Raw genomic sequence first — 15,994 nt, 5'->3', positions numbered from 1 at the left:
AGCTCAGCGGGACTGAACCGAGGCGATCCACTCCTCGACGTCCGCGATCGTGCGCGGGATGTCCTCGGAGATACGCGTGACGGTGCCGTCGGTGTTCACCACGACGTCGTCCTCAATGCGCACGCCGATGCCCCGGTACTCCTCGGGGATCAGCAGGTCGTCGGCGCGGAAGTACAGGCCCGGCTCGATCGTGAAGACCATGCCCGGCTCGAGAAGCGCGCCCTGGTAGAGCTCCGCGCGTGCCTTCGCGCAGTCGTGCACGTCCAGGCCAAGGTGGTGGCTGGTGCCGTGCGGCATCCAGCGGCGGTGCTGCTGGCCGGTGGTTGCCAGGGACTCTTCCGGGGTAACGGGCAGGATGCCCCACTCATGCAGGCGGGCGGCGATGACTCTCATGGCCGCGTCGTGCACGTCCTTGAAGCGGCAGCCCGGCTCGTTCGCGCGTGCCAGGGCGGCCTCGCAGGCGTCGAGGACAGCCTGGTAGACGCGGGCCTGGACCTCGGTGAAACGGCCGTTGACGGGCAGGGTGCGCGTAATGTCGGCCGTGTACAGGGAATCGACCTCGACGCCGGCGTCGACGAGCACGAGGTCGCCGTCGCGCACCTCGCCGTCGTTGTCGATCCAGTGCAGGGTGTTCGCGTGGTTGCCTGAGGCCGCGATGGTCTCGTAGCCCTCGCCGTTGCCCTCTTCTCGGGCGACCGCTCGGAATGCGCCCTCAATCACGCGCTCGCCGCGACGGTGACCCACGGCGCGGGGCAGGACGCGGATGATGTCCTCGAAGCCGGCCTTGGTGACCTCGACCGCGCGGATCATCTCCTCGAGCTCGAAGGCATCCTTGATGAGGCGGATCTCCGAGAGGTGTTCTTCGAGGGCCTCGTCCTCCTTGCGCGCATCCTCTCCCGCGGGCAGCGAAGCCTGCGTGCGCACCTCGTTCACCATCGCCTCGACGCATCCATCGACGCCGCGCACGATGCGCAGCTGCACGGTCCCGGCGTCCTTCGCCAGCACGTCGCGCAGCGTGTCGATGTGGCGGGTCTCCAGGCCGGTCTGCGCGCTCAGCTCCTCGAGCGAGGGGCGCGCGCCCACCCAGAATTCGCCGTAGCGCGGATCCGCGTAGAACTCCTTGGAGGAACGCGATGCACGCGGCTTAAAGAAGAGCAGGGGAGTGTGCGTGCCATCCTCGTTCGGCTCCAGCACCAGGACGGTGTCCGGCTCCTTCTCGCCGCCCAGGCCCGACAGGTGCGCGAAGGCGGAGTGCGCGCGGAAACGGTAGTCGCAGTCGTTCGAGCGGACCTTGTAGGGGCCCGCGGGCACGACGAGGCGCTCGCCCGGGAAGGGGGCACCGGCCTTGAGGGCGCGGTCGGTCAGGAAGTCGGCGACGCGTTCGCGCTCGGGCAGCTCGGAGGGGCGAGGCCCCCACCCGGTGCCAATGAAGTCGCGGAAGGCAGAGGACTGAGGCTGGCGGGATCGGTTTTGGCCGCGGTCGGCCATGGACTGGGGCGCTTCTTCACTCATGGTCACTATTCTACGGCCGCTTCGTCCCGGGGGAGGACCCGATGGTCATGACAAACCCCGGCCTCGTTCCCAGGTCGCGCGGTGGGCGCTGGGACGAGGCCGGGGCAGGTCAGGTGGGAGAGGATCAGTCCTGGAGGGTGAGCTCTCCCGCGATGGACAGGTCCATCCAACGCTTGAAGTCCGCGCCGCGCTTGCCCTGCGAGAGCAGGAAGACGGTCTTGGCGTAGAGGGCCTCGAGCGTCATGTCATGCGCGCCGATCGCGCCCAGCTGCGCGAGGGCGTTGCCGGCCTCGTAGTGGCCGAGCATGACCTCGGACTGGTAGCACTGGGAGGCGACGATGATCGGCACATCCGCGTTGGCGAGCTCGGTCAGGACATCCACCAGGCCCGGCTCGGACGCGGGGATGTTACCCACGCCGAAGGTACGCAGGATGACCGCGTCCGGGTGGGGCGTCGTCATCGCGCGCAGCCGTGCGGCGCTCATACCGGGAACCACGTCGATGACGGCGACATCCTGGCGCGTGTACGGGCTGGGATCGGTCCAGCCGGTGCCCGGATGGGGCGCGCCGTACCAGCGCCACGGGGCGCCCGTGCGCGCCATCGGGGACACGGAAGGTGACTCGAAGCCACGGAAGGCCCACGACGAGGTCTTCGTGGCGCGATTGCCCGCCAGGAGCTTGTGGCCAAAGAACAGCATGACCCCGCGAGCGCGCGGCGAAATCGCTGCGCGTAGCGCGCCCGTGACGTTCGCCGACGCGTCCGAGCCGACGACGCCGAGCGGGTACTGGGAGCCGGTCAGGACGACAGGCTTGCCCATGCTTGCCAGCGCGTAGGACAGGGCCGCGGCCGAGTAAGCCATCGTGTCCGTGCCGTGCAGGACCAAGAAGGCGTCTGCTTCGTCGGCGTGCGCGGTAATGTCGTCGATGATGGCCTGCCAGTCCTCGGGGGTGGCCTCCGAGGAGTCGATGAGCGGGTCCAACGTCGACATGGAAATGTTCGACGCCAGCTCGATGCCCTCCAGCTGGGATCCAAACCAACCCTGCAGGTCAGCGCCGGGGCGCAGCCCCTCGGGGGAATCGACCATGCCGATGGTTCCACCGGCATACGTGACGTGAAGACGCACGGTGAGTCCTTTCGATCAGTCGCCCGACACCAGGGTCTCGTCACCCTGGAGCGAGGCGGCGGCCTCGTCGGTCAGGTTGCCGACGCGCCCGCGCACGAAGTACCAGCCCGCGACCATGAGGACGACGACGACTGCAAACAGTGCGAGGGTCCAGCGGCCCGACTCGGAGGTCACGTTCGAGGCCACGACGACAGTGAAGAACAGGAGCGCCAGGTAGTTGGTGTAGGGGGCGCCGGGCATACGGAACGAGGGACGCTCTGCCTCACCGCGCTTGACCTTGCGCAGGAACGCCAGGTGCGAGATGAGGATCATCGCCCATGTGCCGGCGATGCCGATGCCCGCCAGATCCATGACGATGTTGAAAGCGTTCTCCGGAACGAAAGCGTTGAGCAGGACGCCCAGCAGGCCGAGCGACGCGGTGATGATGATGCCGCCGTAGGGCACGTGGTTCTTGTTCAGACGCGACGCGAAGCGCGGTCCTTCGCCCACGAGCGCCATCGAGCGCAGCGTGCGGCCGGTCGCGTACAGGCCGGCGTTCAGCGAAGAGAGGGCCGCGGTCAGGACGACCACCTGAATGATGTCGCCCGCGTGGGGCACACCGAGGCCGGAGAAGAACGTCGTGAAGGGGGACTCGTTCGACGAGTAGGCGTTGTAGGGCAGCGCCAGGGCGAAGAGGACGACGGAGCCAACATAGAAGAAGAAAATGCGGATGACCATCGAGTTGATGGCCTTGGGCAGAATTGTCGCGGCGTTCTTGGCCTCGCCGGCTGCGACGCCCACCATCTCGGTGCCGCCGAAAGCGAAGACGACGCCCAGCGTCAGAGCAAAGACGGGGGCCAGGCCCTCCGGGAACCAACCGCCGGACTCGGAGATGTTGTGGACGCCCGCGCTGTAATCGCCGACGTGCGCCTGCGTGATGATCGCCCAGATGGCGACAGCCATGAAGATAAGGATCGTGGCGACCTTGATCATCGCGAACCAGAACTCGGCCTCGCCAAAGGCCTTGACGCTGAGCATGTTCAGGACGAACACGAGGGCCAGCGCGATGAGGGCGATGACCCACTGTGGGACGCCCTGGAACATTGTCCAGTAGTGCATGTACAGCGCCACCGCGGTGATGTCAGCCATGACGGTGACAGCCCAGTCCAGGAAGAAGAACCAGCCGGTGACGAACGCGCCCTTCTCGCCCAGGAACTCGCGGGCGTAGGACACGAACGCGCCCGACGAGGGGCGACGGACCGCAAGCTCGCCGAGGGCGCGGACCATCAAGAACGCGAAGACGCCACACACCGCGTAGGCGAAGGCCAGTGCGGGGCCACCCTGGGCCAGACGACCGCCGGCACCCAGGAACAGGCCGGTGCCAATCGAGCCGCCGATGGCGATCATCTGGATGTGTCGGTTTTTCAGAGCCTTGTTGTACCCGGCATCTCCCGCGTCGGTCGCGGTGGATACCTGGGTCTGATCCTTGTCAGACACGCATGTACTCCAATCGGTGTTGAGGGAGGCCAAACGGCCGTGTGATGCCAGTTTCCTACAGTCGGGAGCCGACCGCTGCAGGTGAGCCGGTGGTCAACATCGTGTGGGCCGCGGTGAGAGAACGTACAGAAAACACGGTCAAGATCGGGCAAAAACCGGTTTTTGACGAGGCCGCGAGGCGCTCGCGGGGGCGTCTCTCGTACGCGGTTGTGTGATGGGATTAATGGGGTAATCTCAAATGGTGAAGCGAATTGACCCCCATACTCATAGCGCGTATTCCGATGGGACGGATACGCCCGCCCAGCTCCTGGCGATCGCCGCGCAGGCCGGGCTGGACGCCATCGCGCTGACCGATCACGACACGACGGCGGGATGGGACGAGGCCGCAGCTGCCGTCTCGAGCACCGGCGTGAGCCTCATCCGTGGTGCTGAGATGTCGTGTTCGTCCTCGGGGATCACCGTGCACCTGCTGGCCTACCTTTTCGACCCGACCAGCACCGGCCTCGTCGATAATTTCCGCCGGACCCGTGAGGACCGCGAGACGCGCGCCGCGCGCATGGTGGAGAACCTGTCGGCGGACTACCCGATCACGTGGGAGGACGTCCTTTCCTTCGCGCCCGAGGGAGGCCCCGTGGGGCGCCCGCACATCGCCGACGCGCTCGTCGCCGCCGGTGCCTTCCCCGACCGCAGCGCCGCTTTCGTCAAGGCCCTGCACCCGTCGGGTCCGTACTACGTGCACCACTGGGCGCCCGACCCGGTCGAGGCCGTGCGCTGCGTGCGCGAGGCCGGGGGAGTGCCCGTCCTGGCCCACCCCCGCGCTCGCAAGCGCCAGCGCCTGCTGCCCGAGGGAGTCATCGCCGACATGGCGGCGGCCGGCCTCTTCGGCATCGAGCGCGACCACCGCGACCACGCGCCCGAGGACCGCGCCGACGTCGAGCGCATGGCCCGGGAGATGGGCCTGGCGATGTTCGGCTCCTCCGACTACCACGGCACGGGCAAGCCGAATCGCATCGGCGAAAATACGACGGACCCGCAGGTCATCGCCGAGGTCGTCGCGCAGGGATGCATCGAGGTGGTCGAGCCGTGAGCCTCTTCGACGTCACCCTCTTCGCGACCGCCTTCGCGACGCTGACGGTCATCATGGACCCCGTCGGCACCGTCCCGATCTTCCTGGGGCTCACCTCGCGCTTTACGCAGCCGAAGCAGCGCCGCGCCGCCATCCAAGCCACGCTGGTCTCCTTCGGTGTCATCCTGACGTTCGCGATCCTCGGCGGGCAGATCCTGCGCCTCCTGCATATTTCTATGGAGGCTCTGCAGCTCTCGGGCGGCGTCCTGCTCTTCCTGGTCGCTATGGAACTCCTCATGGGTACCGACTCCTCGACGCCCGATACGGGGGACGAGGGCGTGAACGTCGCGCTCGTGCCGCTGGGGACACCGCTCCTGGCGGGGCCCGGCTCGATCGTCGCGGTCATGGTGGCCGTCGGGCAGGCCGGCACCAACGTCGGCTCGTGGATTGCGGTGATCGTCGCCGTAGTCCTGGCCCATGTCGTCATGTGGTTCACCATGCGTTTTTCCCTGGTGGTCTCCCGGTTCCTGGGTCCCGGCGGCATCATGCTGCTGACAAAGATCTCTGGTCTGTTGCTGGCGGCCATTGCGACGCAGCTCATCATGGAGGGAATCTTCCAGTTCATCGCGGCTGCGAAGCTCTCCTGACCTGGCGGTTTTCCATCGCGGCGGAGTCGATGAATGCCACACGAAAGAGTGGAGTGCGACTCGCCGATGCGTGATTTTCGAAAATCTGTGCGTATCGGTCAGGAAGTGTTGTAGGGTGGGGGAGAACGCCGTGACACGACACGGCCTGCACTGGTCAGGGTCACGCATTCATCCCTCACCACATCCGTACCAGGAGTAACAATGAAGAAGACGACCTCGTCTCTGCTCGCCGCGACTGCGGCGCTCGGCCTGATCGCTGCCTCGGCTGGTGTCGCTTTCGCCGCCGAGACCCCCGTCACCGAGCAGCCCTCGACCCCGGCTACCGAGGCCCCCTCCACCGAGACCCCCTCGACCCCGGCCACCGAGGATCCGGCCCCCGATCCCTCGACCCCGGCCACCGAGGACCCGGCCCCCGAGCCCTCGACCCCGGCCGACAACAACACCGGTGGCTCCGCTGAGATCCCGACCCCCTCCAACGATTCTCCGGCTCCCGCCCCCGTCGCCGATCAGGGTGGCGCAGGCGCGGCCTCCGGCCCCGTCGGCAACGCTGGCGTGTCCACCCGCGGCCAGATTGCAACCGGCAACGGCCCGGCCCCCGTTTCCGCTCGTGGCGGCATCCGCAACACGAACGCTCCGGCTTCGTCCGGTGCTCAGGGTGGGGCTGCCCCGACCCTGGCGAACACCGGTTCTGCCGCTTCGATCGCCGCTGGCGCTGGCGTCATCGCCCTGGCTGGTGGCGTGACCCTCGTGATTGCTCGCAAGCGTCACTGAGGCGTCTTCGCCTGACAAGCACCGCGGGCCCGCTCGTTTCGAGCGGGCCCGCATTTTGTCTAGTTTGCGCAGATCGACGATGATTTATGCACAAATGTGCACCTAAGAACCTCGAATTTGCACCGAAAGATACCCGTTTCGCCTTGATTTGATGCGTGCGTCACAGGCGCAATGGAAGTACCGAAAGTCACCATGAATTGAGCCCTCATGTTGAACCGGTGATGGAAAGTGGCACCGCTCCATCGAGGGGTGCCACTTTCCTGTATGCGCCCCTGCGGGCAGTGCCCCCGCAGGGGCGCTCCCTGTCGCCCGTGTCCGGGTCTGGTCGCCGAGTCGAGTGCTGTGCCTGGCATCTTTTGTGATGTTGTATCCGGGTGGCGTCTGGTGCCGGGCGATGCGATCTGTTGGAACGGATCTTTCGTGACAGGACCGTTGTCGTCACGTGGGACGAGTCTGGGTGGCCCGTGGTGCCCTCTAGCCTGTGAATCGCGTGTCTTGATGCAGCTGTTATCGCATGTCAGTGTGACGCACGACGAGCTGGGTGGGTCTTTAGTCATAGGGGGTCTCGTGGTGGTGTAGTCGGTCACGTGGGTGGGGGTGGTGAATCTCCCAGAGGGCGATCACAACAGGGAATTAGCTGCTCGGATCGGTAATCTCTAAGGTGAGGCCCGATCCCTATCCGGGACTCGCCGCTTGGCGGGAGGGCATAGACACAAAAAAGGAAGTCATATGACGCTGGATCTGACGCAGTCGCTGCCCTCGCATGTGCGTGCGACCTCCGGGCGCCCCGTTGAAGACTCGACTCTGATGGAGGTGTGGCAGGGACTCTCCGCCGCAATCGTCGATCAGATCGCCGATAACTGGGCCGCCACCACCGAGCGTTACGCCAAGGGTCGTCAGGAACACTACTTCTCCGCCGAGTTCCTCATGGGCCGCGCCCTGCTCAACAACCTGTCGAACCTCGGACTCGTCGAGAAGGCTCGCGAAGCCCTCGCCGCCTACGGCCTCGACCTCGGTCAGGTCCTCGAAGAGGAGCCGGACGCCGCCCTCGGTAACGGTGGCCTCGGCCGCCTCGCTGCCTGCTTCCTCGACTCCTGCGCCACCCTCGACCTGCCCGTGCGCGGCTACGGCATCCTGTACCGCTACGGCCTGTTCAAGCAGCTCTTCGACAACGGCTTCCAGACCGAGCATCCCGACCCATGGATGGAAGAGGGCTACCCCTTCGTCACCCGCCGCGAGGAGCTCTCCCGCATCGTCTCCTACGCCGACCTGACCGTGCGCGCCGTCCCCTACGACATTGCGATCACCGGCTACGGCACCAAGAACGTGGGTACCCTGCGCCTGTGGAAGGCCGAGCCCATCGAAGAGTTCGACTACGACGCCTTCAACTCCCAGCGCTTCACCGACGCGATCATCGACCGTGAGCGCACCATGGACATCTCCCGCGTCCTGTACCCCAACGACACCACGTTCGAGGGCAAGGTTCTGCGCGTGCGCCAGCAGTACTTCTTCTGCTCCGCCTCGCTGCAGGAGATCGTCGAGAACTACGTGCGTCACCACGGCACCGACCTGAATGGCTTCGCCGAGTACAACGCCGTCCAGCTCAACGACACCCACCCGGTCCTCGCCATCCCCGAGCTCATGCGTATCCTCATGGATGAGCACGGCCTCGGCTGGGAAGAGGCCTGGAAGGTTGTCTCCAAGACCTTCGCCTACACGAACCACACTGTTCTGGCTGAGGCCCTCGAGACCTGGGATATTCACATCTTCGACCGCCTGTTCCCGCGCATCGCCGAGATCGTCCGCGAGATCGACCGCCGCTTCCGGATCGACATGGCCGAGCGCGGCCTCGATCAGGGCACCATCGACTACATGGCCCCCGTCGCCGGCAACACCGTGCGCATGGCCTGGATCGCCTGCTACGCGTCCTACTCCATCAACGGCGTCGCCGCCCTCCACACGGAGATCATCAAGCGCGACACCCTCAAGGAGTGGTACGCCATCTGGCCCGAGCGCTTCAACAACAAGACCAACGGCGTGACCCCGCGCCGCTGGCTCAAGCAGTGCAACCCCCGCCTGGCCGCCCTCCTCGACGAGGTGACCGGTTCCGACGCGTGGGTCCGTGACCTCACCGTGCTCTCTGACTTCACCGAGGCTGGCACCGACGAGGTGCTTGAGCGCCTGGGCGAGATCAAGCACGCCAACAAGGTCGACTTCGCCGCGTGGATCAAGGAGCGCGAGGGTGTCGAGATCGACCCCGACTCGATCTTCGACGTTCAGATCAAGCGTCTGCACGAGTACAAGCGCCAGCTGCTCAACGCCTTCTACGTCCTGGACCTGTACTTCCGCATGAAGGACGATCCGACGCTGGACACCCCCAACCGCGTGTTTATCTTCGGTGCGAAGGCCGCCCCCGGCTACATTCGTGCGAAGGCCATCATCAAGCTCATCAACGCCATCGCGGAGCTGGTGAACAACGACGAGGACATCAACGGTCGCATCAAGGTCGTCTTCGTTCACAACTACAACGTCTCGCCCGCCGAGCACATCATCCCCGCCGCCGACGTCTCTGAGCAGATCTCGATGGCCGGCAAGGAGGCCTCGGGCACGTCCAACATGAAGTTCATGATGAACGGTGCCCTCACCCTGGGCACGCTGGATGGCGCGAACGTTGAGATTCTCGAGGCCGTGGGCGCGGACAACGCCTACATCTTCGGTGCGACCGACGATGAGCTGCCCGAGCTGCGTCGTCACTACGACCCCCGTTGGCACTACGAGAATGTCCCCGGCCTCAAGCGCGTCATTGACGCCCTGACCGACGGCACGCTCGACGACTCCAACTCCGGCTGGTTCCACGACATCCGCCACTCGATCCTCGAGGGCGGCTACGACCCGGCCGACGTGTACTACGTCCTGGGCGACTTCGCCGCGTACCGTGAGACCAAGGACCGCATGGCCGCCGATTACCGCGACCAGAAGGCCTGGAATAAGCGCGTGTGGGCGAACATCTCCCGCTCCGGCCGCTTCTCCTCGGACCGCACGATCTCCGACTACGCTCGCGAGGTCTGGCACATCGAGGGTGAGTCGATCGACTGACGCATTCGCGTAGGGGAGGCCCGGAACCGCATGGTTCCGGGCCTCTCTTGTTGCCGGGGGGAGCGCAGTTGTATCGGTCTGTGAACCAACTGTATTACTGGGTTGACACAGTTGAGTATCTGTGTCATTGTATTAGTGTATTAATACAGAAAGACAGGAGGGACGCGTCGATGCGCATCGATGACACCCGCCCCATCTGGATCCAGCTGGCCGACAGCTTCCGCGCCCGCATTACTGACGGCACGTGGAAGCCGGGCCAGAAGATCCCCTCCGTCCGCGACCTCGCCATCGAGGCCGGCACCAACCCCAACACCGTCCAGCGAGCCCTCGCCGCCCTTGACGACGAAGGGCTCACCGTCCCCAAGCGGACGGCAGGACGATACGTCGCCACCGACGACACTGCGCTCAATGCTCTCCGCCAGGAGGGCGCACGCGCGGCAGCAGACGCATTCATCCGCGCCTGCCGAGCCCTCGGTGTCGAGCGCGAAGGTGCCCGCGGCCTCGTCGATGAACGCTGGAACGCGGACCTGTAACCCAGGAGGACACACTCTCATGACCACCCAACCCACAGGCGCTGCCGCGGCTGGCCCCGACCTCGTTAAGGTCACCGGCCTGACGAAGAGCTACCGCTCGACCCCCGCACTGCGCGACTACAACCTGAGCCTCGAATCCGGACACATCGTCGGCCTCATGGGCCCCAACGGCTGCGGCAAGACCACGCTGCTCAAGATCCTCGCCGGAGTCCTCTCCGACTATGAGGGCACCGTGACCATCGACGGACACGCGCCCGGCGTCGCCACCAAGGAGATCGTCTCCTACCTGCCCGACGCCGACTTCCTGAACACCGAGTGGACGGCAGAGGACGCGATCCGCATCTACTCCACGTTCTTCGCCGACTTCGACGCCGACAAGGCGGCCTCCATGGTCGACTTCTTCGGACTGCCCACCGACCGCCGCCTCGGCCAGATGAGCAAGGGCATGGGGGAGAAGCTCCAGATCAGCCTCGTCATGTCCCGGCACGCCCGCGTGTTCCTCCTCGACGAACCCATCAGCGGCGTCGACCCCGCCACGCGCGACGTCATCCTCGACGGTATCCTGCGCGAGTTTGACCCCGCCTCGCTGCTCATCATGTCCACCCACCTCATCTCCGACATCGAGCACTTCGTCGACTACGCGCTCTTCATGAAGGAAGGACAGGTCCTCCTGCAGGGCGACGCCGATGACCTGCGCGCCTCCCACGGCGATTCCCTCGACGCCATCTTCCGGAAGGAGTACCGCTGATGTTCACCAAACTGCTTGCCTACGAGATTCGCTCGCGTTACCGCGTGGACGGGCGCTCCTTCGGGGCGTTCATCGTCACTATTGCCATCGCGTCGGGAATCGTCGCCGCGGGGCTGCCGGGGATCAGCGGCTCCACCGCTGTCCTCGCCTACGCCCTGTGTGCGCTCACACCGGTCGCCTGCGCGATCGCGGCCCTGGCCGACTACTGGAAGACCCTGTACGGGCAGCGCGGCTACTTCACGATGAGCCTGCCGATCTCCGGAAAGGTCATCTTCTGGGCGAAGAACATTCGCATTATGATCGAGTGCCTCCTGGCCCTCGCCCTGGCCGTCGGCGGAATCCTTGCCGTCGCTTCGGCCGCCGCGTGGAGCGACGGCATTAGCCTCGCCGAGTACACCGCCGGGCCGCGTTCCGTCGCGGCCGGAATGCCGACCGCCACCCTCGTTATCATGATTGTGGTGCAGGTGCTCGTGTCGTTGTCGTGGCTCGTGCAGGGGAGTGCCGTCATGTCCATCGGTGCGGAAGGGCGCTTCAATCACATGGGTTTCGGCGCGCCGATCATCGGTTTCGTCCTGCTGTACATCGTGAACCAGGTGCTTTCCACGGTTGGCACGTTCTTCCTTCCGCTGTCTGTTACAACCGACGGACACTTCTCCACCGAGATCATGTGGACCTCGTACCGGGCCACGATGGGAACCGAGGGGCACCCGAACGTCATCGGCATCGGCTCCTATGTCCTCGTGCCCCTGTTTGCGCTGGCCATGGGCCTGTGGGCCTCTCGCTCGATCGAAAAGCACACGTCCTTGCGCTGATGGTGTGATGCGCTGAGGGGTAGTCGGCGGTGGGATAGGGTTGTTGCATCCGATCCCGCCGCCGACTTGTCCGTGAGGAGCGCAGATGACCGCCGATGGACCTCGCTTTGGGGCTACGCCGCAAAATCCAGACCTGCTGCGGTGGATCGGCATTCAGGTCCTTCTTCTCGTCATCGCCTGGGTGATTGGTCTGGTCGTGCGGCGCCTCCTGGCCTCGCGCATGACGATGTCCACGGCCTCGGCGACCCTCACCGGCCTGGGTGGCCTGTGGGGCGGCCTGCTGGTCGCAGGCTGGATCTTCTCCTCCTCCGACATGTGGCGCCCCGCGATGCTCGGTGTGGCCGCGGCGGTGGCCCTCGTTGTGGTCGTCATCGTCTCCCTGATCGTCGCGTACCTGCATCCGCGCCCCGGCCTCGAGCCCATCGCCGAGGTCGCCAAGCGCGGCGAATCCGACTCCCTCGAATTCAAGTCGAGTGCCCGCTGGAACATGCGCGCCGGAAAGCGTGATGATGCCATGGAAACCGTCATCGCGAAGACGGTCGCCGCGTTCATGAACTCCGGCGGCGGCACCCTGCTCATCGGCGTGGACGACGACGGTCGCCTCATCGGGCTGGGCCCCGACTATGCGACCCTCAAGACACCGGACGCCGACCGCTTCGAGCTGTGGATCCGCGACCTGTGGGGCCAGCGCCTGGGGACCAACGCGGCCGCGCTGCCCCTCCTCGACTTCGCCGAGGCCTCGGACCCCCAGGAGGGCTACGAGCGCCAGGAGGTGTGCCGGGTGACGATCCCGCCGTCCGCGCGTCCCGTGTACCTGAAGGGCCCCAAGGGTAAGGGCGAGGCCGAGCTGTGGGTGCGCGTCGGCAACTCGACGCGGCGCCTCGAGGTCGCCGACGCCGTGCAGTACGTGGCCGCGCGCTGGCCCGAATCCGTGCGCGTCTCGCCGCTGACCCGCGCGCGTCTGTTCTTCACGCTTCGTCGCCACCGCGATACCCCCACCCGCCTGCCGCGCGTCGTCGAGCGCGTCCTCGTAGAGCGTGCGAAGCACGGGGCATCGGGTGCTGACGGGGAGTGAGCCGGGGCGGTTAGACTGGCATCAGGCACTCAGAGAGGAGAGTGGTGGGTGTGAGCCTGCGCAAGACCCTGCCCGAGGACATCGAGCAGATCATCGCCTCCGGTGACGTCGAGGCCGTCGCGCGCGCGGTCGCGCGCTGCGAGGTCGGCGCGTACCTGCGGGGCTCCGCCTATGAGTCGCGGCTCATGCACTTCCCTGCCTCCGAGGAGATCACGGACTTCCTGCTGGCACGCGGCGAGGATATCAACTCGCGTGACCGGTATCAGCGCACTCCGATTCACGCGCGCGTGAGCTCGCGATGCCTCGATCAGATCCCGTTGTTGATCGCTCGCGGAGGCGACATTAACGCCCGCGACACGTCCGATCAGACGGCGTTGTTTGGCGTCGTCGAGCGTTTCCCTGTCGCCGACGTGTCGCGGATGATGTCGTGGGGCGCGGATCCGCTGGTTGTTGCTGATTCGCGAGTCTATGGCAAGGCGACGCTTGTCGAGAACGTGGTGTCCTGGCACAACTTCCTGGACGCCCCGCGCGCGCTCGCGGTGATTCGGTTGCTTCTGTCCGTTGGGGCACCTGTCGGCGAGCGTGTGCCGACCGCGCTGCGGGCCATGGACCGGATGCGCTGCACGTTCATCACGCACGGGCTGCCGGAGACGGTGTCTCAGGAGGAGTTCGACGAGGCCTCGGCTGCGTTGTCGGAGCTGTGTTCCCTGTTTGGGGTGGAGCAGCGTGAGGCGAAGCCTGCGCCTGTAGTGGGGGAGCGGCTCACGCTTGATCCTTCCGTGCCTGCTCTGCGTCAGTATGGGGAGCTGTGGGATCTTCTCGTGCCCGACAGTGGCCAGTGTCAGACGCTGCAGGGCGAGGTCATTCGCATTGCGGGTCGGGTTGGCCACGAAGTGTACGACAACGGCGGTATCAACTGGGATCGTTCTTTTGGGGCGCTGCTGGACCAGTATCTCTGTGTCGTGCGTTCAGGCCTGCCGATGCCGCCTGACTCTCTCGCGCGCGCCGAGGCCGCGGTCGCCTCCCTCAAGTCCCGTTCGATGTCCTACCAGGCCGTCGACGACATCACGGAGCTGGCGGTAGCGTGGGTGCGTTTGAACCCCGTTCTTGTGGAGGCGAATCTGCCCGACGTGGGGCGGTAAGCAACGGGGCGGGCTTCAGAGTGTAAAGCGTGCCACGTTACACTGTGAGCATGGGTAAACGAATTCTCGGATGGCTGCGACAAAGGCGTGTTGCAGTCGTGAACTCTAGTAAGAGCGGCACTGTCGATGGTATTGAAAGCGCCCTAATTCATGAGTGTGTTCGACGTATGCGCTTAGATCAAATTCCTGCGCTCATTAGACGCGGAGCTGATATCAACGCGCGAAATGCATCCGGCGAAACCCCCTTGTTTGAGGTTGTCAAAAGCTTATCTGTCGTTGACGTCGAACAAATGATCTTGTGGGGTGCAGACCCGCGAGTGACTGCTAGCTTGCAGAATTATGGCGAGGTGACGCTAGTCGAATACATATTAAGTAAGTCTGACTTCGTGGATACTCCTAGAGTGCTTGCTGTTATCCGATTGCTGCTGTCTTTCGGAGCTCCTGCTGGAGATAGAGTAATGCAGATGCTGCAATCGAAAGATCGAGAGCGCTGTAGGTTCATCACGCACGGTCTTCCACAAAATATAACTCGAGCAGAATTTGATGCTTCTGTAGAATCCTTGAGAAAGCTATGCGCGCTATTCGGGCTGGAGCAGCGGGAAGCGAGACCTGCCCTAAAAATTGGGGAGCGACTAGATCTTGACTCGTCAGTGCCGCCTCTGCGGCAGTATGGCGAGCTATGGGACCGTCTAGTACCTGATAGTGGTCGGTGCGAAACGCTGCAGGGTGAGGTAATTCGTATTGTTGGCGAAATTAGCAATATAGTATGTGGTGAGGGGCGAGAGAAACGGGGTTCTTCACTTCGAGTGCTGCTGAATCAGTATATTCGTCTTATTTCTTTTAATAGCTCCTCTTCGTCGCTTTATTTGTCTCGTGCCAAAGCTGTTGCAGTCTCGCTCCAGTGCCATAACGCGGGTATGAAATCTGTTAATGAGATCGTCGAAATTGCGGTCGAATGGGTGCGACTGAATCCGGTGCTGCGTGCAGCTGATTTTGCATTTCAGGTTCCATTATGGAAAAAACTTGAGACGGTGAGGTATCGGGTGCTAGATCTTATGCTAGTAGTTGCCATTCTGGGTATCTCTTCGGCTAGTTTGGCTGTGCTCTTATCGCGTGTTAATTGCGAAAGTGGCAAAATTTTGGCTGTGATGTATATTGCTCCCGTCGTTCTCCTTCTTGTCGTGACTTATTTGGCGCGTGTGCGAAATGCTGGTCAAAAACGCTTTGTAACCACAATGCGTTTGATTTTCATTTGTGTATATGTATTGACTTTTTTGCTCGTGTGCCAGCTCCTTCGTGGCGAGGGCATGGCGTTTTATCTTGGATTTGGCGAGGTCGGGCTGAGCCTTGTGTCAACCTATGAGGTATTCTTTGTCTACTGTATTTTTTGTATATGTTCACTGTTCCAGTGCTGTTTGGTAGATAGTGAAAACTGGCGCATTGAAATGCGGACGATTGTTGGAGGGGGGCTCGCCATCGTTGGTATTTTGATGCCGAAATTGCTCGAGTCTTATTCGATCCTGCGTGCATATTGTTCTAATAGGTGGTGTCCGGTGGATGGGGTCGAAGGTTCTGTATTGTATGAGATGGGGATTGCGTACACTGTCTCCTTGTTGATGTTATTTGTTGTCGGCCTGTTCCCCTCGTGGTTCATTAGTGTTATTCAGCAAATTGCGAATGTGTGGATTGAGACGCATCGTCCTGTATCCCTTTATCTGTTTGAGCGGCCTTTGGGGGGCTTGGGATCTAGGACTTTGCCCGTAAAGTACTTTGAGGGAAATGGTAAGGGCCATGTCACCACGCCGGCTGCTCCGCATAGACCTCATAGCGAAGCCGTATCGAGGTCGTTGGTTGGTTCTACAGTTGGAGGGGTTATTGTGGCGGCATTCTTAACTATTATTGTGCGCTACGGCTTCCGGCGTTGAGCGGTGATCAGTGGGGACTCATCTCATCTGATTTTGTTCTGTTCGAGAGTGTTGTAACGCTCGCTAAC

General features: G+C 63.7%; 13 protein-coding genes. 10 read left to right on the top strand and 3 right to left on the bottom strand.

The window, feature by feature from the left end; translation table 11 throughout:
• Positions 1-3: 3 nt before the first annotated feature.
• The 3 genes from O3684_RS04120 to O3684_RS04110 all read right to left on the bottom strand — a co-directional run bounded on the left by O3684_RS04120 (position 4) and on the right by O3684_RS04110 (position 4,111).
• Complete coding sequence (locus tag O3684_RS04120; protein ID WP_500065228.1) at positions 4-1,512, bottom strand: aminopeptidase P family protein; 1,509 nt, start codon at positions 1,510-1,512, stop codon at positions 4-6.
• A gap of 124 nt (positions 1,513-1,636) precedes the next feature.
• Entirely contained in the window at positions 1,637-2,635 is a 999-nt protein-coding gene (locus O3684_RS04115; protein ID WP_500065227.1) for an asparaginase, read from the bottom strand.
• Between the two features lie 15 nt (positions 2,636-2,650).
• Positions 2,651-4,111, bottom strand: a complete 1,461-nt coding sequence (locus O3684_RS04110; protein WP_500065225.1) for an amino acid permease — start codon at positions 4,109-4,111, stop codon at positions 2,651-2,653.
• 238 nt (positions 4,112-4,349) lie between these two features.
• On the opposite strand from O3684_RS04110, the gene O3684_RS04105 reads away from it, so the two are divergent.
• The 10 genes from O3684_RS04105 to O3684_RS04060 all read left to right on the top strand — a co-directional run bounded on the left by O3684_RS04105 (position 4,350) and on the right by O3684_RS04060 (position 15,926).
• On the top strand, positions 4,350-5,198 hold the full coding sequence (locus O3684_RS04105) for a PHP domain-containing protein (protein ID WP_500065224.1): 849 nt from the start codon (positions 4,350-4,352) through the stop codon (positions 5,196-5,198).
• Positions 5,195-5,824 carry a MarC family protein gene (locus tag O3684_RS04100; protein ID WP_500065223.1) on the top strand — a complete coding sequence of 210 codons (630 nt, stop codon included), beginning with the start codon at positions 5,195-5,197 and terminating at the stop codon, positions 5,822-5,824. Before O3684_RS04105 ends, O3684_RS04100 begins: the two co-directional genes overlap by 4 nt.
• 201 nt (positions 5,825-6,025) lie before the next feature.
• A complete protein-coding gene (locus tag O3684_RS04095) occupies positions 6,026-6,595 on the top strand; it encodes an LPXTG cell wall anchor domain-containing protein (protein ID WP_500065222.1) in 570 nt (189 codons plus the stop codon).
• A 729-nt stretch (positions 6,596-7,324) separates the two neighbouring features.
• Positions 7,325-9,691 (top strand): glycogen/starch/alpha-glucan phosphorylase, encoded by a 2,367-nt coding sequence (locus tag O3684_RS04090; RefSeq protein ID WP_500065221.1) that lies wholly within the window; start codon positions 7,325-7,327, stop codon positions 9,689-9,691.
• A 170-nt stretch (positions 9,692-9,861) separates the two neighbouring features.
• Entirely contained in the window at positions 9,862-10,224 is a 363-nt protein-coding gene (locus O3684_RS04085; protein WP_500065220.1) for a GntR family transcriptional regulator, read from the top strand.
• Between the two features lie 19 nt (positions 10,225-10,243).
• A complete protein-coding gene (locus O3684_RS04080; protein ID WP_500065219.1) occupies positions 10,244-10,972 on the top strand; it encodes an ABC transporter ATP-binding protein in 729 nt (242 codons plus the stop codon).
• Positions 10,972-11,784 carry a hypothetical protein gene (locus tag O3684_RS04075; protein ID WP_500065218.1) on the top strand — a complete coding sequence of 271 codons (813 nt, stop codon included), beginning with the start codon at positions 10,972-10,974 and terminating at the stop codon, positions 11,782-11,784. The genes O3684_RS04080 and O3684_RS04075 overlap by 1 nt, the downstream gene beginning before the upstream one ends.
• Positions 11,785-11,869: 85 nt before the next feature.
• On the top strand, positions 11,870-12,859 hold the full coding sequence (locus O3684_RS04070) for an AlbA family DNA-binding domain-containing protein (RefSeq protein ID WP_500065217.1): 990 nt from the start codon (positions 11,870-11,872) through the stop codon (positions 12,857-12,859).
• 50 nt (positions 12,860-12,909) lie between these two features.
• Positions 12,910-14,001 (top strand): ankyrin repeat domain-containing protein, encoded by a 1,092-nt coding sequence (locus O3684_RS04065; RefSeq protein ID WP_500065216.1) that lies wholly within the window; start codon positions 12,910-12,912, stop codon positions 13,999-14,001.
• A gap of 50 nt (positions 14,002-14,051) precedes the next feature.
• The gene (locus tag O3684_RS04060) at positions 14,052-15,926 is read left to right on the top strand and encodes an ankyrin repeat domain-containing protein (RefSeq protein ID WP_500065215.1); all 1,875 of its coding nucleotides are present in this window, start codon (positions 14,052-14,054) and stop codon (positions 15,924-15,926) included.
• The last annotated feature ends 68 nt before the right edge of the window (positions 15,927-15,994 follow it).

Origin of the sequence: Pauljensenia sp. 20925_1_27 (assembly GCF_041432835.1) — a bacterium.
GTDB lineage: Bacteria > Actinomycetota > Actinomycetes > Actinomycetales > Actinomycetaceae > Pauljensenia.
Note: the sequence above shows the minus strand (reverse complement) of the source record. Positions and strands in the feature narration are given on the sequence as shown.